Raw genomic sequence first — 21905 nt, forward strand, 5'->3', positions numbered from 1 at the left:
TATATATCATATCTCGCTTTGTTTTGAGCAATGCTATGGCTCATGCTGCCATTGATGTTACTGATTGATGCTTTGATTTATATGCGACAGCTCATGAAGGCGAATTTTGCCACAGCTAGTGACAGCAGCGTCTATAGCCTGTGGCACGCCTCTTAATAGATATAAAATATGACAAGATTATAAAAGGATTAATTTATGGATACCGCCCTATTGTTATCCGGCGTGGTTGGGCTTGGCATCGCCGCCCAATGGTTGGCTTGGTATTTAAAGCAACCGTCCATTTTGTTTTTATTACTGATTGGTATTATTGTTGGCCCGATATTGGGCGCTTTTGACCCTGACTTGGTGCTCGGCGAGCTGATGTTCCCTTTTATCTCGTTGGGCGTGGCGATTATTTTATTTGAAGGCTCGCTGACTTTAGAGTTTGATGAAATTAAACAGCACGGCTCTGTGGTACAGATGCTGGTGTCGGTCGGCGTACTTATTACCATTGCGATTGTGGCGCTATCGACTTACCTGTTGTTTGATGTCGACCCCTTGATTGCTTTGCTATTCGGTGCGCTGGTCTGTGTGACTGGCCCAACGGTTATTATGCCGTTGCTGCGCAGCGTGCGTCCCAATAAAACCATTTCTAACATTTTGAAATGGGAAGGAATTATCATCGACCCTATCGGCGCGATTGCGGTGGTATTGGTCTATGAATATATCATCTCAGGCGGTGAAGCCAGTAGTATCTTGCTGTTTGCCAAAATCGTGGTATTGGCGGTAGCGATGGGCTTAGCTGGCGCGTGGGCATTGGCATTTTTAATGCGCCGCCATATGATTCCTGAGTTTTTACGCAATGTCTTTACCCTTGCCTTTGTGCTGCTACTATTTTCTATCTCCAACCATTTAGAACACGAGTCTGGCTTATTAACGGTCACCGTACTTGGAGTGGCGCTGGCTAACTGGCCAAAATTCCCACGTGAGACAATTTTAGAGTTTAATGAATCATTAACCATTTTATTGGTATCGGTATTATTTATCATTCTTGCTGCCCGCGTTGAGCTTGAAAGTTTGCTGAGCGTTGGCTTTGCTGGACTGGTGCTACTGGCTATTGTGATGTTTGTCGCACGTCCCTTATCAGTATGGGCCTCGTCTATTGGCTCCAATCTAAAAACCAATGAAAAGCTGATGATTAGCTGGATTGGCCCACGCGGTATCGTTGCCGCAGCTATCTCCTCACTGTTTGCTATTCGCTTGCAAGAGTATGATATTCAAGGTGTTGAGCTGCTAGTACCCTTGGTCTTCCTCGTCATTATTGGTACGGTAATGATTCAGGGCTTAGGCGCAAAAATGGTTGGGAATTTCTTGGGCGTACGTGAGCCTGAAACCAATGGTATCTTAGTCGTTGGCTCCAACCCTATCGCTTTATTGGTGGCAACGTCTTTAAAAGACCAAGGTTTTGATGTCGTCGTCGCGCACAATAACTACACCAATATTGCCCGCGCGCGCATGAGCGGTCTGCGTACCTACTTTGGCAATCCCATCTCTGACCATGCCGACCATCACTTAGACCTTATCGGTATCGGGCGCCTATTTGCCATGAGTATGGATAAAGAGATGAATACCTTGTCCGAGATTCACTATCGTCATGAGTTCGGCGAGCGCAAACTGTATCGCCTTAAATTCAGTGATGAAAAAGTCAAAAGCGAGCGCGATGACAAGCAAGGCAATTTTCATTCGCAGTGGTTATTTGGCAAAGATGTCACTTATACCAAGCTTGCCAGTATGCTGTCGAAAAAAGCGCGTATTAAAATCACCAATATCACGGACAGCTATAGCTTTGAGCAATATAAAGCCGATAATAAGCAATTTGTACCGCTTTATACCGTCGATAAAGAAGGTAAGCTACACGTGATTACCGATAATTTCGATGGCACGGTACCACGTGATCGTAAGCTAATTTCATTGGTCGTCGACGATGAAGTACAGCCAAAACCGGTCGATGTAACACCGAAACAAGAGCAAGCACGGGCGGCGGCAGATGCCAGCTTTGAGTCCAGCTCAAAAGCGCCTGAAAAGCGTCAAGAAACAGAGCTCACGGGCGCTAGTAATGACACCACGCTGCCGGAATCTACCTCAACAACGGCGAAAGAAGTCCATGAGGATATGGCAAAGGATACTGATATAAAAACTGCGCAAGAAAATCCGTCCGATACTGTTACGCATACGCCTAATAAAACTCCAGCATCAGAGGTTAATGCTAAAGAAGTAGAGACTCAAACGGCAGATTCTAATTCTACTGGCGCTGCTAATTCTACTAACGTTACCAATGCTCATAAAACTAAAGGAGTAATGTCGGATAATGCGACGGCAACTTCGAAAACCAAAACCTCTAGCAATACCAATGGTAATGGCAGCGCGCCGAAAACCAAAAAAGGTGCGCTTGACCCCAATCGTTTACCCGACTCCAGTGGCGACAACATTGATAGCATTGATAGCATTGATATAAATAAAGACTAGCGCAGTTTTGAAAAATTTCCCATAAACTATAAAAGCCCCAACTCAGCAGTTAGGGCTTTTTGCTTAATTACTGTAGGCTAACAATAATAATGCTAAATAGTATTAATCTGTTCGCTTTAAAACAACATTACACCAATGCAAATTTTTCCTGAACGGTTTGCCAGATACGTTGACTGACTTGTTCGGCACTACCTGACGCATCAATACGCTGGATACGCTCAGGCTGCTCGCTGGCAAGGACACTAAAACCTTGATGCACTCTAGTAAAAAACTCCGTCGCCTGCTGCTCAAAACGGTCAGCGGCGCTACGTTTATTGGCGCGCGCCATCCCTTCTAATACTGGCAAATCTAGCCATAAGGTTAGCTCGGGTAACTGTACGACAAACTGACGGATAAGCATATCAATTTTAGCGCGTACAGCACTATCACCATGAGCACGCCCAAAACCTTGATAGGCAACGGTCGAATCGGTAAAGCGGTCACATATCACCCACGTACCGCGTTGCAGCGCTGGTAAAATCACTTGCTGCAAATGGTCACAGCGCGCGGCAAACATGAGTAGCAGCTCAGTATCATCATTAATCGTGGTATCAGGGTCTAATAAAATAGCACGTAATTGCTCGGCAAACGGACTGCCGCCCGGCTCGCGGGTACGCAGATAGTCGACACCTTTTGCTTGTAGCTGGTTACAAAGTTGCTCGATAGCGGTAGTCTTGCCAACGCCTTCAGTACCTTCAAAGCTAATAAAGCGCCCTTGAATGGACGCTGTATTAGTAGACGCTGTATTAATAGGATAGCTAGACGCGTTTATTTGCGATGATTCTTCTGGTAATGCTGACATGATATGACCTTATGTCATTGATGAGCGTTATGCCGTTATATAAATAGCTATATAACGACATAACGCTCAGTACACGATAGGTTTTTGGAAATATAGAGGATTAAATTACGGCGGCGGCGTTTGTGCTTTCTTTTGACGCATGACGCTTAGATAGTCTCTGACCGCTTGGTTATGCTCATTTAAGCTATTGGTAAATTTGTGCCCGCCGTTACCGGTTGCCACAAAATATAACGCTTCGCTATCGGCAGGATGCAAGGTTGCTTCAATAGAGGCAGCAGATGGCAGCGCAATTGGCGTAGGCGGTAAACCATCGATTTGATAGGTGTTATAAGCCGTCTTTTCATCGATGTCTTTGCGGCGAATATTGCCTTCATAACGGCTACCCATACCATAAATAATGGTCGGATCGGTCTGCAAGCGCATGCTTTTATTCAAACGATTATTAAATACCGCCGATACCAAAGGACGCTCTTCTGCCACACTGGTTTCTTTTTCGATAATCGATGCCATCACTAGCGCTTCGTATGGACTGTTATAAGGTAAGTTAGGGGCACGATTCTCCCACGCCTTGGTCAATGCTTGCTGCTGACGCTTATACAAGTCGGTCAGTACCTGCTTATCCGTGCTCCCTTCGCCATAATAATAGGTATCAGGGGCAAACCAACCTTCAAGATTGTGATTGACGATAGGGTCATTACTATTGACCACCGAATCTGGCAAGATGCCGACCAAATCCAAGGCCTGCGCAATACCGACATTGTCTCTATCATTACCACTCTCATCAATCAGCACTTCTTTTTTGATGCCTTTATTATCACGTAGCGCCTGATATAAATCTTTTGAGGTTTTGCCTTCGATGATTTGCACTTTTACCATCGCCGCCTTTACCCCTTGCCCAAGCACGTGCAGCGTTTCAGCAAAGGTCGGGTTTTCTGGTAATTGGTAAATACCAGCATGCAGCGGACCATCGACTTGTGATTTGATATACAGCTTAGCCACGCTGGCAGAAAACAGCGGTATCTGCTGTTGCCACTGCGGCAGTAGCCCATAATACGTCTGACCCGCCTCAATCGTCACCATCTGCTGCGGCTGCTCAATACGTCCAAACAGCGTCTGATAAACCATCACCAAAAAAAACGCTGCAATCAGCCCAAGCACCAGTAATACCTGATAGCCGCGCTGCATAAAAAACGACGGATTATCGGCTTTATAGTGGCGCGGTTTATTATCACCGCTAATGAGCGAGATATCCGTCGCCGGTACTTCCTCTGCGGCAACGTCGTCAATGACGGGTTTTTTGTCCAACGCTGTGGTATCGATAGGCTGATCAGCTGTGCCGTCATGGTCGTTTATTGGTGGCTCATCAGGACGTTCAGGCGGTATTTCAGGGGTTGGCTTGCTCATGGCAACTCGCGAGGCAGAAGTTTGCTAGAATTTAGCACTGAACTGGGTGATTTTCAATGGTATTTGCTTAGCTTATCGATTAACTTACTATTTGGCTTGAGAGTGATGGCTTAATATTCATCCTCTTTTATTGTTATTTCCCCGCTTGCCCATTGGTCACGAAAACTTATTATGAACCTAAATTTCAATCAAAGTCTTGCCAAAAACTATCAGTCAGCAAGCCAAATCATTAGAGTGCTCAGTGAAGATTGGGTCGCTAAGCAAAGTTATTGCCCTAATTGTAATGCCGAACCATTGGCTGAATTTACGAACGGCAAGCCTGTTGCTGATTTTTATTGCGGACATTGCAGTGAGGAATATGAGCTAAAAAGTAAAAAGGCAAAATTAAGTCAGATTATTAATGATGGCGCTTATGACACCATGATTGAACGTATCAACAGCGACAACAATCCAAACTTTTTCTTTTTAACGTATTCTCAAGCATTGAGCGTGAATAACTTTTTAATCATTCCCAAACAGTTCTTTAAGCCGGACATGATTATAAAACGCAAGCCTTTATCCATCACTGCCAAACGCGCTGGTTGGGTCGGCTGCAATATTGATTTGCGTAAAGTGCCTGAATCGGGAAAAGTATTTTTGGTCAAAGACCAGCAAGTCATACCACGCGATGATGTCACCGAGCAATTTCAAAAAACCTTATTTCTGCGTCAGCAATCACAGCAGACACGTGGTTGGACGTTGGATGTTTGGCAATGTATCGATAAACTCGATGCTAATTTTTCTCTCAATCAGGTTTATGCGTTTGCTGACTTATTAAAACTCAAACATCCTGAAAACAACCATATTAGAGATAAAATCCGTCAGCAATTACAAGTATTACGCGATAAAGGCATTATTGAATTTGCCGGTCGTGGGCACTATCGCAAATTATATTAAACGCTTTTCGTTATAACGCTCAGCTCTCGGTTGCCCTTTCTTATCGCGATAGACATCAGCTATCAACTCATCCCTATCGTCCCATAATGGTAAACGTGCCGATGCAACTAAACGGTCATGAAACTTATGCGGTGGATACTCCCAATCAATTTCATCATTGATTTTAAAAAAGTGCTCTTCTCGATAATCTACATAAGCGTGCATTCTATTTTTAACATAGTTATTCCAATGCCATACTAGCTGCAATGATGTGCGAGCAGGCTTAGTAAACTGCTTTAAACTGACTGTTAACGCACGCCTTACTGGTTCATCGTTAGGAAAGACTTTAATACGTTGCTCGATAACTTCTTCTTGTGTTTCTGCATACTCAAACACACCGCCAAAGGCAATAAATCTCTTAAAGTCTTTTAAATACATAACGCCGAGCGATAATTGGGTAAATCGTGATAAATGAATAATTTCGTCAGGTTGTTCTTTTGCTAATTTGCAAATTTCATCAAAAACCATCAAGCGACGAATTTGTATTGGAATCCTGCTTTCTTCATAAATTGGATGCATCGATATTCCTCCTTTTAAAAGGCGCTATTGAACCTTTATGATTGAGAAAATATCATTGATCGATTTGCCTGAGCGCACAAGTCTTTGTCACAAAAGACGATCACTTCTTTTTAAGCGCCTTTGCTAAGCTAGCGGATATAAATCCTAAAGAAATTTTGATAAGCGTGTATTGAGAATAATGATGATGAAAAACGATAAGAAAGCAGAGAAAACCTTTCAGATAGAGATTGTCGAGACGCTAAGTAACCTCGTGGAAATTAGCGCAGAAAACGAGCAAGAAGCACTATTAAAAGCGCAAGAACTGTATCGCAATGAAGAGGTTGTTTTATATCCTGATAACTTAATTGACACCAAATTTAATATTTTTAAATACGGTTAAATCGCTTCAAAACTTACCACTTCACCCGAAAATAACCTCAGACTGGTCATTGGCATAATACCGCGTAGCGCATTGCAAAAGAACAGCTGGCTTAAATGGGGTAAATCCTCATCTTGTAACGACCTGATGATAATAGGGTTTTTGCTAGTCGATAACCCATTGATAATGACTTGCCGCATCACGCCAGCGACGCCCGATTGCGCCATTGATGGCGTATACCATTGACCTTGGGTTAAATAGTTTGCTTTATCTTTATCAGACTTATTTTTTTCAACGTTGTCTTTATTAGCATTAACGGTATCGTTTATCTCTGATGATGGCGATTCTAGCAAGCGTGAATCGGAGAGCTGATAGAACACATTGCTCATCGTTCCCTCAACCCAGTGTCCGCTCATATCGCGTAACAGACCTTCACCGATGCTTGGTTTGATATTGTCTTCCAATGCTTTGGCTTTGATAGCGTGCAGCTCGCCACTTGCCAGCACATTATCCAGACGATTTAAGCTTTTTAATCCAGCTAGCGGTGGCGGTAGGCAAGCAATTTGAGAGGACAAGCAAATGCCGGCAGCGGTAGGTTGTAGCGGAATTAGTTTCCCATCAGGCAAAGACAGCGATTGCACAGTAGCAATACTCATTGGCGAGGATTTCAGCCAAACCTCGCAAGCACTGCCGGCAGTATTTGTTATATAACCATAACCACGAACTTCTTGGGCAGCACGCGTCACGATCAGTTTTAGCATACCTTGCTGTAATTGCTTGGCATGCATCTTTAATATTATTAACAATGCGTCGCTGTCCAGCTGCAGTTGTAAGGCTATCGCATGAGAATTAAGGCGCTGCTGATGATAGTCCAACCACAATATCTGTCCATCAATGACGCCCATAGTGGTAAAAAAACCATCGCCGTATGCCAATCCGCGATTGTCTAAGGACATAGCGAGCTTTGCAGCATCTGTCGTAGCGTTTGATGGATGTAAGCATATCCAGCTATTGGGCGACATCAAGGCTAGCCCCGCTTATTTATCAGCGGTTTGAGCAGCGGATTTATTAATCACTAGCATACAGCTATAAAACTCGCATTTTGCCAACTCTACTTTTTGACCGCCAATGACTTTATTTTTGACGATTTGACCATTGAGCATATCAGCGACCAGCTTACCGCCTTCATCACCCATCAATTGGCGCGCCAGCTGATAAGACTTTTTGGCATGGTTTTTACTAAGCTTTTTTTCATTATCAGAGTCTGTCGGATTGGCAAAATACCAGCCAAGCTCGAGATATTTTTCAGAATCAATCAGGTCTAGATACGGCGCATCGGCCTTCATAAAGCGATATTTGGATGCCGGATTACTGGCGTAGTCTAAGCTGTTTTCATCGGTGCTGACCACCTTACCAAACGCTGATTTTATCTCGCTCAGCTCGTCAACGTTGAGGGTTTTTACTTTGCCCGTGCCCCATGAGGCGACATCATATTTTACTGGCGTACCTTGTTGAGCGGTTGCGCCATCTAAGTCAGCGTGCGCGGTGGTGTTTTCTTCTTTAGTCGGCTCAGCGACGGTCTGCTCGCTCTTCTCAGCGCTGGCGTCTTCAATTGTGACGCTCTCTTTGTTGCTATCACAGGCGCTCAAAGACACGCCAACTGCCATTATCGTACTGACCATAAGGGTCTGTAGGCTATTATTCCACATGGGCAATTTACTCACACTTTTATAAAGGTCTGAAAATGGTATTAACGAGCGGACAGCGATGCCGCTGATAATGAACAATGTCTGTTAAGATTGTATCGTGATACGTTTTATTATTAACCTGTTGACGCGCGCTTTTTTAGCAACTGGTTTTTTATCATATTCTTATATTTTCTTATCTTGCTTTTACACTTCTACAATTCATTGGCTTGTTCACAATGGTTTTTTTATCATGACTTGTCCACAATAACTAGGGCAGCCTGAAATCTTAATGCTCCCTAGTTTACCCAACTGCTTAACACTTGACCACCCTTTACGTTACGGATAGCACTCCCACAGAGTACAGATTTGTTAAAGACCTCACGAGGTAAAAACAGCCTTTATTTAACGATTTGTTGGCGCAGCACACGTTTGTCAAAGATAGCGTTATCCCTTATGATAAATGGGTTATCTATTTTTATAAATTATCGCCTGTTAATTTTGCCACTGTTTTGCCTCTTTCACTATTTTGCCTCTTCTAGCCAGCGGACCTTTTATGACCCAGCATTTTATCGTTATCGGCAATCCAATTGCCCACAGCAAATCCCCTGAAATCCATACGCAATTTGCAGCGCAGGCAGGTATCGAGATTAGCTATCAACGTCAGTATTGTCCTGATGATGCGGCGAGTTTTACGGCGGTGATTGAGGCTTTTTTTCAAGGTGGCGGTGTCGGTGCCAATGTGACGGTACCATTTAAACAAGTTGCTTATGATTGCTGCGTGGCGCGTGGCGGCTTGTCTGAGCACGCCAAGGTCGCTGGCGCAGTCAATACCTTGCTGCTAAATAAAGCGCTGTTAAAAAGTGGCACGCCGATAGCTGAGGCCATATATGGTGATAATACTGATGGCCAAGGTTTGGTTAACCACATCACAAGCTTGGGCTGGCCACTAAAGGGCGCGCGCGTGGCGCTTATCGGCGCAGGCGGCGCGGCGCGCGGCGTTATACTGCCATTGATTGAAGCCGGTATCACCGAGCTAACCCTTGCCAATCGCACATTGAGCAAGGCGACGAACTTGGTCAACGAGCTGAGCGCAGCAAGTGAGACGATTGCTCAGCAGCAGCTTAGAACCTGTAGCACTGATGAATTAAGCGGTGACTTTAATATCATCATCAATGCCACCTCGATTGGTTTATCTGGCGATACGCTGCCGCTTAACGATAAGCTCAGCGGCCATTATGCTTACGATATGATGTATGGCCGCGCGTTGCCGTTTTTGCAGCATTTTGCCGAGCGCGGCGCACAAACATCTGATGGTTATGGCATGCTTATCGGGCAAGCGGCGTTAAGCTTTGAGCGTTGGACGGGACATACGATTAATGTGGTAAAAGTCACTGAAATTTTACAAACGCATTAGTTGGAATTATTTAGAGTAACAATTAAAAAAGCCGTATGAATCTTGCGCATACGGCTTCTTAATTGTCTATGTTGTCATTTAAAAAGCGTTCCTTTATCCAAAACGCGCCAGTAACCAATTTTCCATCCGGCGCATTGGCACCCGTAAATTGGTAGAATGTATCACTACCCCGCCGCTTAGGCCGACCAAGCAACCAATAATAGTATCAAACAAACGCGCCAAAATGACTTCTTGATAGGCTTGCTCCGTAAAGGGTAAACCACTACCGTATTCAGCGATAAATATCGTCAGCGGCGTAATAAATATCACGGCTAAGCCATAATGACGGTCGACCAAGGTTTCGATACAGAGCATCAAGCCCAATATCGCCAGCGCCACGCCCCATATCGACAAGCCCCATGAAAGCATCCAACCTGCCAGCCCCACGCCTAATAAAGTGCCAAGCAAGCGATGGATTTGTTTAATCCACATGGTACGCAAATGGATACCTTGGACAATCAAAAAGCAGCTAACCGCCGCCCAATACGGATTAGATAATTGTAGCGTGATGGCGATAAGTAACGCTAAGCTGACAAAACCGGCGACAATGATACTTTCAGTAATGGTATCGGGCTCATAACGATAAGTGGGCGTTGGGGTCGCCGGACGCGTTGCCAATAAAAACAGCGAATATAGCAGCGACATCACTAAGGCAAAACCACTACCAAGCATTACCAGCCCCGTGGCGGGCATAATGTCTTCTAAAGGTAGCGGTATAAATAGCGCAATCGCACCCGCCATCAGCACAAACAATCCTGCCGGCGGCGGCTGGCGATAATAACGCCCAAAAATCACGATACCAAAAGCCATCAAGGTAAATATCGGCAATTTTAATATTGGAATCTGCTGTGCTATCAAACCGAGGGCAAAACACAACGACATTGCAAAGCCCCATGCCATCACCGTCACCAAGCGATACGGCAGCTTACCGACTAAGGGCGTATTTAAAATAACCATCGCCCCCAAAGACGCCTTGATACCGGACGGTAAGGCGTCAAAGTAAGCACCCGCAAACACCGGGAAGCTAATAGCAATCGCCGCGATAATTGGCATATGCCAAGGCCGCTTGCTGCGGTTGACGGTGAGTAAGTGATTGAGCTCACCGTCGATGAGGCTTTTGAGGCGAGCAAATAGTGCTGTTAGCCAAAATGATGGCGTTACCTTGCGCTTTGATGCGCTCATAATTGGCTTTCCTTTATTCATTCATCATTCATCTTATTCATTCATGTAAATCATATTCTTAAATATTTTTGCTACTATCATCTATCTTTAAACCCCATTATGCGAGTTATAGACAGTTCAAAATAAAAAGGGTCATTCAAAACAATATTCTACATCTATAACCAAATGTTTTGTTTTTATTATATAATAATGAATATTAGTTATTAGTTGTATATTTGTCGCTATAGAAGATTTATACTGACATCAATGCCACAACAGCTAATTTTTATCAAGGACGCCTTAACGGTTCTCTAAATGGATAAGCTGTTCTTAATAAAACTGCATGACAATCTATAATCTTGTCAACCTTTACCCCAAATAATTGAACAACCGTTTACATAAGCCGTGGCTCACATATTGAGCTGACCGTCTATGATAGCGAATAACCAAAGAGAGCGACTATGTTAACTTACAAAGCACCTTTGCGTGATATCAAGTTTTTGATAAATGATGTTTTCGACTTCCAAACGCATTATAAAGATTTGGACAATGGCGAAAACGCTGACCCTGAAACGGTCGATATGATTTTGCAGGGCATGGCTGATTTTGCCGAAAACGTCCTTGCACCACTTTATCAGCCAGCAGATGCAGAAGGCTGTCATTTTGAAAATGGTGTAGTGACCACACCAAAAGGCTTTAAAGAAGCTTATGATCAGTTCGTTGAAGGCGGCTGGCAAGGTATCTCGTACCCTGAAGAGTACGGCGGTATGAACTTACCGATGTCAATCAACCTTATTAAAGCTGAGATGATTGGTACGGCTAACTGGCCATGGGCGATGTACCCTGGTCTATCAACGGGTTGTATCAATACTTTACTACAGTATGGTACGGACGAGCAAAAAGCGACTTACTTACCTAAATTGGTCGAAGGCACTTGGGCCGGTACCATGTGTTTGACTGAGCCACAGTGTGGTACCGATTTGGGACAAGTTAAATCAAAAGCCATCCCGCAAGATGACGGTACTTATAAAATTAGCGGTACAAAGATTTTCATCTCAAGCGGTGAGCATGACTTAACCGATAACATCGTTCATATCGTTTTAGCCCGTCTACCAAATGCGCCAGAAGGCACGCGAGGTATCTCATTATTTATCGTACCAAAATTCTTGCCAACTGCTGAAGGCGAATCAGGCGAGCGTAATGGCGTGGCTTGTGGTTCTATTGAACACAAAATGGGTATCAACTCATCATCAACCTGTGTCTTAAACTTTGATGACGCGGTTGGTTACTTAATCGGTGAGCCAAACAAAGGCCTAAAAGCCATGTTCACCTTTATGAATACCGCCCGTATCGGTACTGGTATCCAAGGTCTAGCGCACACTGAGCTGTCTTTCCAAAACGCCCTACCATACGCGAAAGACCGTCGTTCTATGCGTACCTTATCAGGTACCAAAGACCCTGAAAAAGTTGCTGATGCGATCATTCATCATGCCGACGTACGTCGTATGCTATTGACCCAAAAAGCCTTTGCTGAAGGTGGTCGCTCGATGATTTATCACTCAGCGCGCTATGCCGATAAAATGTCGCAAGGCGTTGCCAACGGTGATGATGCTGAGTTTGAAAAATGGGATGATAAACTAGGCTTCTACACGCCTATCCTAAAAGGCTTCTTAACTGAGCTTGGTATTGAAGCGGCGAAACACGGTCAGCAAATCTACGGTGGTCACGGCTATATCAAAGAATGGGGCATGGAGCTTATCGCTCGTGATGCTCGTATCGCCACTATGTACGAAGGTACCACTGGCGTTCAAGCGCTTGATTTATTAGGTCGTAAGGTTATCTTGCAGTCTAAAGGTAAAATCATCCGTGATTACACCTCAAGCATCATGAAATGGTGTGGCGAGTACGCGCTTGATAAAGACATGCGTAAATTCGTTTGGGCATTGACCAAACTATGTGCTGAGTGGAACACTTTGACGGTACGCTTGATGCTGATGGCACGTAAAGACCGTGAAATCATCTCAGCGGCTTCAGACGATTTCTTGATGTACTCAGGCTATGTAATGATGGGTTATCACTGGGCGCGTATGGCGGCTGTCGCTTATGACAAGCTTAAAAATGGCGGCACTGAGTCTCCAGAATTCTATAAAGCCAAAATCCAAACCGCTGAATTCTATTTCGATAAATTGTTGCCACGTACTTCAGGTCACGCTGAAGCCATGGTCGCACCAAGCGATAGCATGACAGCGATGAAGATTGAGAACTTTGCTTTCTTAGATTAAAATTATGACTAAGATTGTAAACGCATTAATTAGTTAATAATTAATAAGAAAAGCGCCTATTATTTAGGCGCTTTTTTATGCTTAACTAAAAGTTAGAAAATCCTAGAACTGGAAATACTAAAGCTAGAAATACAGTCAATACGTTAATACCCTCGTGCTGTTGGGATAAATTTTTCTTGCTTGCTGTTCGCAAGCGTGACAGAGGCTACAAAAAACTTATCCCATCAGCAGTTTGCTTCGGTTTTACATCGAATAGACTACAGAAAATAGATAACAGACTTAATTAGGAGACGATGATGTTTGCCATTAACAACAAAACTACTTTATTAAGCGCACGAGTGGTAAAAACGCTGTTGCTTAGTGTCACATTGATAGGCGTTAGCGCAAATAGTGCGTTGGCTAAAAGTAGCGACAGCCCTATTCATTTCGCAAAAGGGGCTATCAGTAGTACGGTGACTGGTAAATTAAAACCCAATGAAAACGAACGCTGGCATCGCTTTGATGCCAGCAGTTGGCAATATGCCATTATTAATATTGCGCCACTTGCGGGCACGCCTGAGACGGCCAATGTCGGGGTATTGCATATGCCAAACGGTACGCAAGATGGCACCAAAGGCGGTATCATTTATCAAGGTTGCTTACGCGAAACCGGAGAATATCGCTTACGTATCGCCCGTAATCTAATGGCCACTCAAGGTAAAACGGCGGGTTATAAGGTTGAGGTAATGATATTACCTAAATATGCCAGTGAATCCTTATGTGAGTCTTTATAAGTTTATCAAAATAATAGCGACATACTAGCGACGGAAAAGCGCGTAGTAAATACTCGTAAGCACTCATAAGCAGCCATTAGTCATCAAGCATTTTCTTATGATAAATCGCGCTGATTTCTTCCACCTCAACACAGATTTGTATGCCTACGCGCCCTGATTGCTCCGTATCTAATGCCTCTTCTATAGCAGCCGTTAATAACTCAGCGAGCTGATGGCGTATGACCTCGTCACGACCGCTCATTATTTTTAGATACGCATAAACAAAACCATTAACTTGCTCATCGTCTGCGACACCAACCAAAAACGTCTCAATCGGTACGATACGCGCTTTGATATCAGCGGGCTTAGCAAAATGCCCACTGTCCCATAATGCTTGATTTAATGCTCTAAGAAATGATGCTTCATGAGCAATCGTGACATTGGGCGTTACTTGAATGGTTAAATGCGGCATCGGTAAAATCCTTAAAAAAGTAGCAAAACTTGTTAAACACTAATCATCGACAATATCTGCAAAGCGCGCCGCAAGGGTGGTTGCCAATTGCTCAGGCGGCAATTCAATCTCCAAACCTCGGCGGCCGCCACTGACATAGATAGTGCTTTGCTCTTGCGCCGAGGCATGTATGAGAGTCGCTAAGCGCTTTTTTTGCCCTAAGGGACTGACACCGCCGAGCACATAGCCGGTAGTTCGTTCGACTTGTTTAGGGTCGGCCATTTGCACTTTTTTGCAGGGCAGCATTTTATGAGCAGATAGCGCCTTGGCCATTTTTTTGAAATTTAAAGTTTTATCCACGGGTAAAATAGCCACCGCCAGCACGCCAGTATCGGTTGTGACCACCAAGGTTTTAAACACACGCTCGGCAGCAATGGCCAGTTTTTCAGCGGCTTCCAAACCAAAAGACGCAGCATTACTGTCGTGAGTATATTCGTGTAATTTATAATCAAGGTTACGTTGTTTGGCAAGTTTGATAGCAGGCGTCATAATATTTTAGCTTCGATAAAGAAAGGGTAGAGAATAAATTTTAAAAAGATTTGAACAACAATATACGATTTCATTTTAATTCTGGCTTAATCTTACCTCTAGTTTAGCAGATATAGTATTGCGCGAAATGGCTGATATTTCTACCTATGACTTCAAGTAATTGCACCTCTTAATAGCTATCTTAGCTGATAAATTCTCTGGTGATATTGTTAATATTAACAGTATATACAGACACCATATATCGCTTTGATGGCTTTTATGGCATCATAAGCGCAACACATTTGACTAATTTTGATACTCATTATGATACCGAAGTTCTTAAAAAAACGGATTTTTAAAGCGCCCGTAACGACTGGCGACACGGCAACTACTAAAGACTTAGACAGCGATATCAGCCCAGTCGTGCCAAAGCCTTATTCTAATGCCCCGATTAATCAGCTATATCGTAAGCTCTCGGGGCAGATGCTTGATGTTGCCGTCAAGCCAAAGCTATTGGGCGAATTACCTGAGTTTGATGACGACGACAACATTCTCAGATTTTATGTGCTGCAAGACTATTCGCGCTCCAACAGTATTTTGATTGACCTGCAAACACAAGAGCATAATCTGCCACCCGCATTGGTCGGGGTACAAGATATTGCCCACGATATTAAAGAAAACGCGGCGATTATATTTTTACATCATCCGCATGCCAAAGACAGCCAACTGTCACCTCGCCTATCCCGCTTGGTCTCTGCCGTTTTACAGCATCCAGAATTAAAAGTGCGTTTGGTGCCAGTCTCCATCCTGTGGGGACGCGCGCCAGAAAAAGAAGACTCGTTATTTAAGCTTTTGACTGCCGATAACTGGCAAGACCCTAGTATCACCAAACAGTTATTTAATATCGGTGTGATGGGACGCGATACCTTTGTTCAATTCCATCCACCGCAAGATTTGCGTACCCTTATTAATGATAGCCTTAAAGGCGATGGCGAAGGATTTTCTGTCTTTGATTCAGTAGCCAGGGATTTAAAAGACAGTCTTGCACAAGATACTTTATTAGAAGACCGTTTATTAAAAGAAGGTGCTTTAGAAGATAGCGAATTAACAGCTAATACTCTAAATGACAGTGCTGCAAAGAATAGCAACAATATCACAAATGAAGTCGACGAAGCGCCGAGCTATGCCATGGTTGCCGCAGCCGATGGCAACCGTGAACTGGTGCGCTCATTGCAACAACAGCTTAATATTTATTTAGACAAACAGCGTGCCAGTATGCTTGGCCCTGATTTGTCAGACAGACGTAACTTGGTTGACAAATTGGTATATTCGCCAGCTATTAAAAACGCCATAGAAGCCGAGGCTGAAGCTTCTGGTATCAGCGTCCGTGAAGCCCGTGCCTTGGCAAAAGGCTATGCCAATGAGATGGTCAACGACTATTCGCACTCTATTGTGCGCGGTTTTTATAAGTTCCTTACTTGGCTATGGACGCAACTTTATGATGGCGTCGAAGTACATCACTTTGAGCGTGTACGCGAGCTGGCAGCAGATTACGAGCTGGTTTATGTACCTTGTCACCGTAGCCATGTCGACTACCTGCTGCTGTCTTATGTCATCTATAAGCGTGGCCTCAGTATTCCTTATGTTGCCGCTGGTGACAATTTAGATGTGCCAGTATTAGGGCCGTTATTGCGCGGCGCAGTTGCCTTTTATATCCGTCGTAGCTTCCGTGGCAATGCGCTTTATACCGCGGTACTCCGTGAATATATGCACACGCTGATTACCCGTAACACACCGATTGAATACTTTATCGAGGGTGGACGCTCGCGTTCAGGACGCCTATTACCGCCAAAAATGGGTATGCTGGCGATGACGGTCCATAGTCAATTACGTCACTCTGAGAAGCCGGTGGTATTTATACCGACTTATATTGGTTACGAGCGCATCATGGAAGGCGGTACCTATGTCGGTGAGCTAAAAGGCAAACCAAAAGAGTCTGAATCATTAATAGGCTTACTCAAAGTTGGGCGTAAGATTGAGCGTATCTTTGGCAATGTGCATCTAAGTTTTGGCACACCGCTGCATCTTAGCGACTTTATGCAAAAATTTGACGTACCAGCCAATAGCCTGCCTGCCGATCGCACCGATACCGCGCTCGATGATAAAGCCAGCGCCATGGTTGATAATATCGGCGTCAAAGTCATGCAGCATATCAATAAGGCAGCGGTTATCACCCCTGTATCACTATTGTCGTTGGTACTATTATCCGCACCGAAATCGGCGCTTGATGAAGATATTTGCCGCGAGCAAATTGCTTTGTATCAAGGCTTAGCTCAGCAGCTACCTTACTCAGCTGATACCGTCATCACCGATATGTCGCCGCAGCAAATCATCGATTATGGTATTAAGCTAAAGCTTATCGAGCGTAGACCGCATATCTTGGGTGATATTATTCAGATTGCAGGCAAGCAAGCTGCTCTGCTTAGTTATTTCCGTAACAATATCCTGCATGTCTTTATTTTATTATCATTCCTATCGGCCTTAGTAGCACGTAATGGTCGCATCGAACGCAGTCGTCTAAATAGCATCGCCGAACAATTATATCCGTTCCTTCAAAGTGAGCTGTTCTTATACTATCCAGCCCATGGTTTGACAGAAACGCTCAACAAAAAAGTCGATAGCCTGCTGGCAAATGGCCTGATTGTAGAATTGAGCGATGACATGCTGAGCGTCCCTGAGACAAATAGTAAATGCTATCAGCAGCTACAAGTGCTGGCGACGCCTGTTGAACAAAGCCTTGAGCGTTACTTTATGACCCTTGCTTTACTTGCCCAGCAAGGCTCAGGCAATCTGACCGAAAATGAAGTCGTTGACCTCTGTCATCTGCTTGGACAGCGTTTGTCGGTATTGTATGCCGATGATATTCCTGATTTCTTTGACCGTGCTTTATTTACCAGCTTTATCAGTGCCTTGACTCGTCTTGACTACTTGCAGAAAGACGAAGAAACGGGCATCTTAACCTTTGATCAACGTATCGACCTTATTGCCCATCATGCAAAATACGTATTAAGTCCTGATATGATGCAAATTTTACAGCAAGTTGCCAGCCTCAATGAAGAAGAGATTGCCCACGCTATTACCGAAATTAGTAATAAGAAGCAGCGTAAATTTGGTCGTAAGCGTTAAGTTATATCTCGCAACACTCAATCATTTAGCAAAAAAAAGACCTCTAATCAATTAGAGGTCTTTTTTATATCAATTTTAAATTTCTAAACAGCCAATTTTTTATCAGCTGTTAAATAGCTACCTTAGGTAGATGTCCTAGGTAGAAATTTTCTTATACTTCATACGCTTAGGACTGGCGTCATCACCCATGGTCTTTTTGCGATAGGTTTCAAACTCAGAATAGTTACCATCGAACCAAACTGGGCCTTCATCTTCAAATGCCAAGATATGAGTAGCAATACGGTCAAGGAACCAGCGATCATGCGACACGACCATCACGGTACCAGGGAATACTTGAATCGCATCCTCTAACGCACGTAAGGTTTCGATATCCAAATCGTTTGATGGTTCATCAAGGAGCAAGACGTTGGCACCCTGCTTTAGCGTCTTAGCAAGTTGTAAGCGGTTACGCTCACCACCTGATAGTTGACCGACGTGCTTTTGCTGGTCTGAGCCTTTAAAGTTAAAGCGACCGATATAAGCGCGGCTTGGCGTTGTATAGTCACCAACCGTGATGATATCTAGGCCGTCAGATACTTCTTCCCAAACGGTTTTACTGTCATCTAAGTTGTCACGTACCTGACCAACATAAGCGACTTTGACACTTTCACCCAATTCGACTGAACCAGTATCTGGCGTATCACGTTCGGTAATCATGTTAAATAGCGTGGTTTTACCCGCACCATTTGGACCAATAATACCGACGATAGCGCCCGCTGGGACGTTAAAGCTGAGGTTTTCATAAAGCAAACGATCGCCAAACGATTTAGAAATATCGTTGACTTCGATGACTTTATTACCCAAACGAGGACCTGGTGGAATATAAATCTCAGAGGTCTCGTTACGCTTTTGGAACTCTTGTGAGTTCAATTCTTCAAAACGCTGGACACGAGATTTAGACTTGGCTTGTTGGCCTTTTTGGTTTTTACGAATCCAATCAAGCTCTTTTTTCAGTGCTTTAGCAAACGATTCTTCTTGCTTATTCTGCTGCTCTAAACGAGTGTTCTTCTGCTCTAGCCACTCAGTATAGTTGCCTTCGTACGGATAGCCATGACCGCGGTCAAGCTCCAAAATCCACTGAGCAACGTTATCCAAGAAATAACGGTCATGGGTAATGGCAACGATGGTACCGCTGTAGTTCTGCAGGAACTGCTCTAACCATGCTACGGACTCAGCGTCCAAATGGTTAGTCGGTTCGTCTAGTAACAGCATATCTGGGCGTGATAATAGCAGACGGCATAGTGCCACACGGCGTTTTTCACCACCTGATAGTTTGCTAACATCGGCATCCCATGGTGGCAGACGCAAGGCATCGGCCGCTTTTTCTAGCTGGGTATTTAAGTTATGCGCATCCCATGCTTGAATGATGTCTTCCATCTTGCCCTGTTCTTCAGCAAGCTTATCAAAGTCTGCATCAGGCTCCGCGTATTCGGCATAAATGGCATCTAAACGAGCAAGCGCATCTAACGCTTCACGCATACCGTCTTCGACGTTACCACGGACGTCTTTGCTGTCGTCAAGCTGTGGTTCCTGCGGCAAATAACCAATTTTGGTGCCAGTTTGCGCGCGTGCTTCACCACTAAATTCCGTATCCACGCCCGCCATAATGCGTAGCAAGGTTGATTTACCTGAACCGTTGATACCTAGGACACCGATTTTGGCACCAGGGAAAAACGATAGGTTGATGTTCTTTAAGATTTCACGCTTAGGTGGAACAAGTTTTGACACGTTGTTCATCGTGTAAATATATTGAGCCATTAACACTCCGATAGACTGCATAGACGAGGCTGGCAAACCCTATTCAGCAATAATGCCAAATGGACTGCGCCTCAAAAATCAGGGTTATAAATTGTCTGTCATTATCGCATTGTGGCGCAACCCCTGCAAGCTAACAGGCTGTTTTACCTGTCGTTTTGCGCCTTTTAACTTTTTTTGCGGTCTTTTCGCTGATAGCAGCCCGTTTTATTAACTATCTACGCCAAAACTTTTCTTAAAAAATCATTCATTACAAACCCTTGTAGCAATGTTTAAGATAAAGTAAATCTATTAACATTTACCCTATCTAGCCTTACGGTTGATGACTAGAAACTTTGCTTAAAAAAGCCCACAATAAACAGAGTAAGCTACTAATGATAAGAGCTGACTTGATAAAAAATAGCTTAGTCATACAAATTAGCAAGTACAAGTTTAATAAGCGTAAAAGCAATAGTTACGAACAATTATAAATATTAATAACGGAGATTTTTTATGAGTAATGATAATAGCAAACCAGTAGATATCACCCATGACGAGCAAACAAAGCGTTTTGAGACCTCAATTGATGGTCATACCGGATATATCAGCTATCAAGAGCGTGATGATAAATTGGTCTACGACCATACTATCGTTCCGCAAGAATTGGGCGGTCGCGGTGTCGGTTCAGCCTTGGTCAAACACGCCTTGAATTATGCACGTGATAATAATAAAAAAGTCGTGCCACAATGCTCTTTTGTGGCTTCATATATTGATAAGCACCCTGAATATCAGGACTTGCTTTAATCTAAGATGAGTCAGTAAGTGAAGTCCATCATTAAGGCTTTATGATTAGAGCGATGCTATAAAATAAAAATCGCGCGTTAAAAGCGATTGTTATTTACCGCTACAACCTTACGATATTATAAGCATTAATAACCTATTACTACCCTCCTATTTATCTGATGTTCTTTATTATATTTTTGCCTACAAATATATAATAAGAGATTAGAAATAGGTGGGTTTTTTGCCCTATACTGCTTATATTATTGATAGCTAATCTTGTTTACTACTTATATCAGTTATCCGTCGTTAACATAAGACGGCTATCATAAAGTAACTGGCATAAAGTAATTAGGATAAAGTAATTAGGATAAAACAGTTCCTAGACAGCAAACTTGTCATCAAACCCTCTACTATAATAATAAAGGATATCACCATGAGTAGTTTATCTAATCAACAAGTTGATTTGCAGTTGGAAGAACTGCCAGGCTGGCAGCGCGATGGTAATGCTATCGTAAAAACCTACCACTTTGGCGATTTTGTTGAAGCCATGAGCTTTATGAATCAAGCAGCTTTTCATGCTGAAGCATTAGAGCATCATCCTGAATGGAGTAATACCTATAATGTGGTCGAAGTTCGCCTGACTACTGGTGATACCGGCGGCATTACTAGCCATGATGTTCGTTTGGCAAAACGAATGGAGCATATCATTCAGCCCAAAACCTTTTAGCATTTAGCATTTAGCATTTAGCATTTAACAATATAGTCCAGAGCGCATACAGCATTTGAAAATATCTAACTTTTGAAAGTACTTAAATTTTGACCATAAAAAAAGTCCTCTATTGAGGACTTTTTCTTGTTATGAGCATGAATACTTAAAATCTAAGCAGTCACTGTTCTCTATTACATACGGCGACTAACAAATGCGACAATGAATAGAATCACAGCAATAGCTAGTAGAATGTAGGCAAAGTTTGCAGATAGGCCAGCAACACCGCCGAATCCTAGGAAACTTGCAATTAACGCGATTACGGCAAAAATAATAGCCCAACGAAACATAATAATTCTCCTCAAATAATAGTTTAAAAACGAAATACTAAGACCGCTTTGGTAAACACCAACAATCCCTTTATCAGTTAAATCGTCTTACCTTAATAGTCTTAATCATCCAATATTTTACTTTTTGTTTTAATACTGAACGGCTTACGAATATAGATTAGCAATGATTGGCTGTAGAAAACGTTCATTT

At 43.4% G+C, this 21905-nt stretch carries 19 protein-coding genes; 9 read left to right on the plus strand and 10 right to left on the minus strand.

The features are described 5' to 3' along the window. The first annotated feature begins 195 nt into the window (after positions 1-195). Complete coding sequence (locus JMX50_RS08655) at positions 196-2505, plus strand: cation:proton antiporter (RefSeq protein WP_201629234.1); 2310 nt, start codon at positions 196-198, stop codon at positions 2503-2505. A gap of 127 nt (positions 2506-2632) precedes the next feature. Here JMX50_RS08655 and tmk read toward each other — a convergent pair whose 3' ends face one another. Together tmk and mltG are read right to left on the minus strand one after the other, a co-directional pair. Then, entirely contained in the window at positions 2633-3265 is a 633-nt protein-coding gene (tmk, locus tag JMX50_RS08660; protein ID WP_227670999.1) for a dTMP kinase, read from the minus strand. 186 nt (positions 3266-3451) lie between these two features. After that, positions 3452-4750, minus strand: coding sequence for an endolytic transglycosylase MltG (gene mltG / locus JMX50_RS08665; protein ID WP_201629236.1), 1299 nt, complete (start codon positions 4748-4750; stop codon positions 3452-3454). A gap of 171 nt (positions 4751-4921) precedes the next feature. Here mltG and JMX50_RS08670 point away from each other — a divergent pair, with 171 nt between their 5' ends. After that, positions 4922-5686: a DpnI domain-containing protein gene (locus JMX50_RS08670; RefSeq protein ID WP_201564403.1), complete on the plus strand. Its 765-nt coding sequence runs from the start codon at positions 4922-4924 to the stop codon at positions 5684-5686. Here the strand turns inward: JMX50_RS08670 and JMX50_RS08675 are convergent. Then, positions 5678-6244, minus strand: coding sequence for a hypothetical protein (locus JMX50_RS08675; protein ID WP_201629237.1), 567 nt, complete (start codon positions 6242-6244; stop codon positions 5678-5680). The two genes, JMX50_RS08670 and JMX50_RS08675, sit on opposite strands and share 9 nt — an antisense overlap. A 184-nt stretch (positions 6245-6428) precedes the next feature. Between JMX50_RS08675 and JMX50_RS08680 the strand changes: the two genes are divergently transcribed. After that, a complete protein-coding gene (locus JMX50_RS08680; RefSeq protein WP_201629238.1) occupies positions 6429-6623 on the plus strand; it encodes a DpnD/PcfM family protein in 195 nt (64 codons plus the stop codon). Here JMX50_RS08680 and JMX50_RS08685 read toward each other — a convergent pair. Together JMX50_RS08685 and JMX50_RS08690 are read right to left on the minus strand one after the other, a co-directional pair. After that, positions 6620-7624, minus strand: a complete 1005-nt coding sequence (locus tag JMX50_RS08685; protein ID WP_201629239.1) for an aminotransferase class IV — start codon at positions 7622-7624, stop codon at positions 6620-6622. The two genes, JMX50_RS08680 and JMX50_RS08685, sit on opposite strands and share 4 nt — an antisense overlap. A gap of 15 nt (positions 7625-7639) precedes the next feature. Continuing rightward, entirely contained in the window at positions 7640-8311 is a 672-nt protein-coding gene (locus JMX50_RS08690) for a hypothetical protein (RefSeq protein ID WP_201629240.1), read from the minus strand. Between the two features lie 532 nt (positions 8312-8843). Here JMX50_RS08690 and aroE point away from each other — a divergent pair. Next, entirely contained in the window at positions 8844-9704 is an 861-nt protein-coding gene (aroE, locus tag JMX50_RS08695; RefSeq protein WP_201629241.1) for a shikimate dehydrogenase, read from the plus strand. 93 nt (positions 9705-9797) lie between these two features. On the opposite strand, the gene JMX50_RS08700 is transcribed toward aroE, so the two are convergent. Continuing rightward, positions 9798-10925 carry an FUSC family protein gene (locus JMX50_RS08700; RefSeq protein ID WP_201629242.1) on the minus strand — a complete coding sequence of 376 codons (1128 nt, stop codon included), beginning with the start codon at positions 10923-10925 and terminating at the stop codon, positions 9798-9800. Positions 10926-11365: 440 nt separating this feature from the next. Between JMX50_RS08700 and JMX50_RS08705 the strand changes: the two genes are divergently transcribed. Next, positions 11366-13186 carry an acyl-CoA dehydrogenase C-terminal domain-containing protein gene (locus tag JMX50_RS08705; protein ID WP_201629243.1) on the plus strand — a complete coding sequence of 607 codons (1821 nt, stop codon included), beginning with the start codon at positions 11366-11368 and terminating at the stop codon, positions 13184-13186. Positions 13187-13482: 296 nt separating this feature from the next. Continuing rightward, positions 13483-13959, plus strand: coding sequence for a hypothetical protein (locus tag JMX50_RS08710; protein ID WP_201629244.1), 477 nt, complete (start codon positions 13483-13485; stop codon positions 13957-13959). A 76-nt stretch (positions 13960-14035) separates the two neighbouring features. Here JMX50_RS08710 and JMX50_RS08715 read toward each other — a convergent pair whose 3' ends face one another. Both JMX50_RS08715 and ybaK read right to left on the minus strand, forming a co-directional pair. Beyond that, positions 14036-14410 carry a 5-carboxymethyl-2-hydroxymuconate Delta-isomerase gene (locus JMX50_RS08715; RefSeq protein ID WP_201629245.1) on the minus strand — a complete coding sequence of 125 codons (375 nt, stop codon included), beginning with the start codon at positions 14408-14410 and terminating at the stop codon, positions 14036-14038. Positions 14411-14449: 39 nt separating this feature from the next. Further along, the gene (ybaK, locus tag JMX50_RS08720; protein ID WP_201629246.1) at positions 14450-14938 is read right to left on the minus strand and encodes a Cys-tRNA(Pro) deacylase; all 489 of its coding nucleotides are present in this window, start codon (positions 14936-14938) and stop codon (positions 14450-14452) included. Between the two features lie 303 nt (positions 14939-15241). Here ybaK and plsB point away from each other — a divergent pair, with 303 nt between their 5' ends. Beyond that, positions 15242-18103, plus strand: coding sequence for a glycerol-3-phosphate 1-O-acyltransferase PlsB (gene plsB, locus JMX50_RS08725; protein WP_201629247.1), 2862 nt, complete (start codon positions 15242-15244; stop codon positions 18101-18103). 135 nt (positions 18104-18238) lie between these two features. Here plsB and ettA read toward each other — a convergent pair whose 3' ends face one another. Beyond that, positions 18239-19900: an energy-dependent translational throttle protein EttA gene (gene ettA, locus JMX50_RS08730; RefSeq protein WP_201565938.1), complete on the minus strand. Its 1662-nt coding sequence runs from the start codon at positions 19898-19900 to the stop codon at positions 18239-18241. Positions 19901-20389: 489 nt separating this feature from the next. Between ettA and JMX50_RS08735 the strand changes: the two genes are divergently transcribed. Together JMX50_RS08735 and JMX50_RS08740 are read left to right on the plus strand one after the other, a co-directional pair. Next, complete coding sequence (locus tag JMX50_RS08735; protein ID WP_201629248.1) at positions 20390-20680, plus strand: GNAT family N-acetyltransferase; 291 nt, start codon at positions 20390-20392, stop codon at positions 20678-20680. A gap of 412 nt (positions 20681-21092) precedes the next feature. Beyond that, the gene (locus JMX50_RS08740) at positions 21093-21386 is read left to right on the plus strand and encodes a 4a-hydroxytetrahydrobiopterin dehydratase (protein WP_183619515.1); all 294 of its coding nucleotides are present in this window, start codon (positions 21093-21095) and stop codon (positions 21384-21386) included. A 173-nt stretch (positions 21387-21559) separates the two neighbouring features. Here JMX50_RS08740 and JMX50_RS08745 read toward each other — a convergent pair whose 3' ends face one another. Beyond that, a complete protein-coding gene (locus JMX50_RS08745; RefSeq protein WP_068407724.1) occupies positions 21560-21715 on the minus strand; it encodes a DUF1328 domain-containing protein in 156 nt (51 codons plus the stop codon). Positions 21716-21905 lie beyond the last annotated feature (190 nt).

The organism is Psychrobacter maritimus, from assembly GCF_904846345.1.
In the GTDB taxonomy this organism is placed as follows: Bacteria; Pseudomonadota; Gammaproteobacteria; order Pseudomonadales; family Moraxellaceae; genus Psychrobacter; species Psychrobacter maritimus.

What these genes read in the sequence shown, in the direction of transcription:
- ybaK (WP_201629246.1), bottom strand. Translation starts at nt 14,938, where the DNA reads ATGACGCCTGCTATCAAACTTGCCAAACAACGTAACCTTGATTATAAA.
- JMX50_RS08710 (WP_201629244.1), top strand. Translation starts at nt 13,483, where the DNA reads ATGTTTGCCATTAACAACAAAACTACTTTATTAAGCGCACGAGTGGTA.
- aroE (WP_201629241.1), top strand. Translation starts at nt 8,844, where the DNA reads ATGACCCAGCATTTTATCGTTATCGGCAATCCAATTGCCCACAGCAAA.
- JMX50_RS08740 (WP_183619515.1), top strand. Translation starts at nt 21,093, where the DNA reads ATGAGTAGTTTATCTAATCAACAAGTTGATTTGCAGTTGGAAGAACTG.
- JMX50_RS08735 (WP_201629248.1), top strand. Translation starts at nt 20,390, where the DNA reads ATGAGTAATGATAATAGCAAACCAGTAGATATCACCCATGACGAGCAA.
- mltG (WP_201629236.1), bottom strand. Translation starts at nt 4,750, where the DNA reads ATGAGCAAGCCAACCCCTGAAATACCGCCTGAACGTCCTGATGAGCCA.
- JMX50_RS08705 (WP_201629243.1), top strand. Translation starts at nt 11,366, where the DNA reads ATGTTAACTTACAAAGCACCTTTGCGTGATATCAAGTTTTTGATAAAT.
- JMX50_RS08745 (WP_068407724.1), bottom strand. Translation starts at nt 21,715, where the DNA reads ATGTTTCGTTGGGCTATTATTTTTGCCGTAATCGCGTTAATTGCAAGT.
- JMX50_RS08715 (WP_201629245.1), bottom strand. Translation starts at nt 14,410, where the DNA reads ATGCCGCATTTAACCATTCAAGTAACGCCCAATGTCACGATTGCTCAT.
- JMX50_RS08690 (WP_201629240.1), bottom strand. Translation starts at nt 8,311, where the DNA reads ATGTGGAATAATAGCCTACAGACCCTTATGGTCAGTACGATAATGGCA.
- JMX50_RS08680 (WP_201629238.1), top strand. Translation starts at nt 6,429, where the DNA reads ATGAAAAACGATAAGAAAGCAGAGAAAACCTTTCAGATAGAGATTGTC.
- JMX50_RS08655 (WP_201629234.1), top strand. Translation starts at nt 196, where the DNA reads ATGGATACCGCCCTATTGTTATCCGGCGTGGTTGGGCTTGGCATCGCC.
- plsB (WP_201629247.1), top strand. Translation starts at nt 15,242, where the DNA reads ATGATACCGAAGTTCTTAAAAAAACGGATTTTTAAAGCGCCCGTAACG.
- ettA (WP_201565938.1), bottom strand. Translation starts at nt 19,900, where the DNA reads ATGGCTCAATATATTTACACGATGAACAACGTGTCAAAACTTGTTCCA.
- JMX50_RS08670 (WP_201564403.1), top strand. Translation starts at nt 4,922, where the DNA reads ATGAACCTAAATTTCAATCAAAGTCTTGCCAAAAACTATCAGTCAGCA.
- JMX50_RS08675 (WP_201629237.1), bottom strand. Translation starts at nt 6,244, where the DNA reads ATGCATCCAATTTATGAAGAAAGCAGGATTCCAATACAAATTCGTCGC.
- JMX50_RS08700 (WP_201629242.1), bottom strand. Translation starts at nt 10,925, where the DNA reads ATGAGCGCATCAAAGCGCAAGGTAACGCCATCATTTTGGCTAACAGCA.
- JMX50_RS08685 (WP_201629239.1), bottom strand. Translation starts at nt 7,624, where the DNA reads ATGTCGCCCAATAGCTGGATATGCTTACATCCATCAAACGCTACGACA.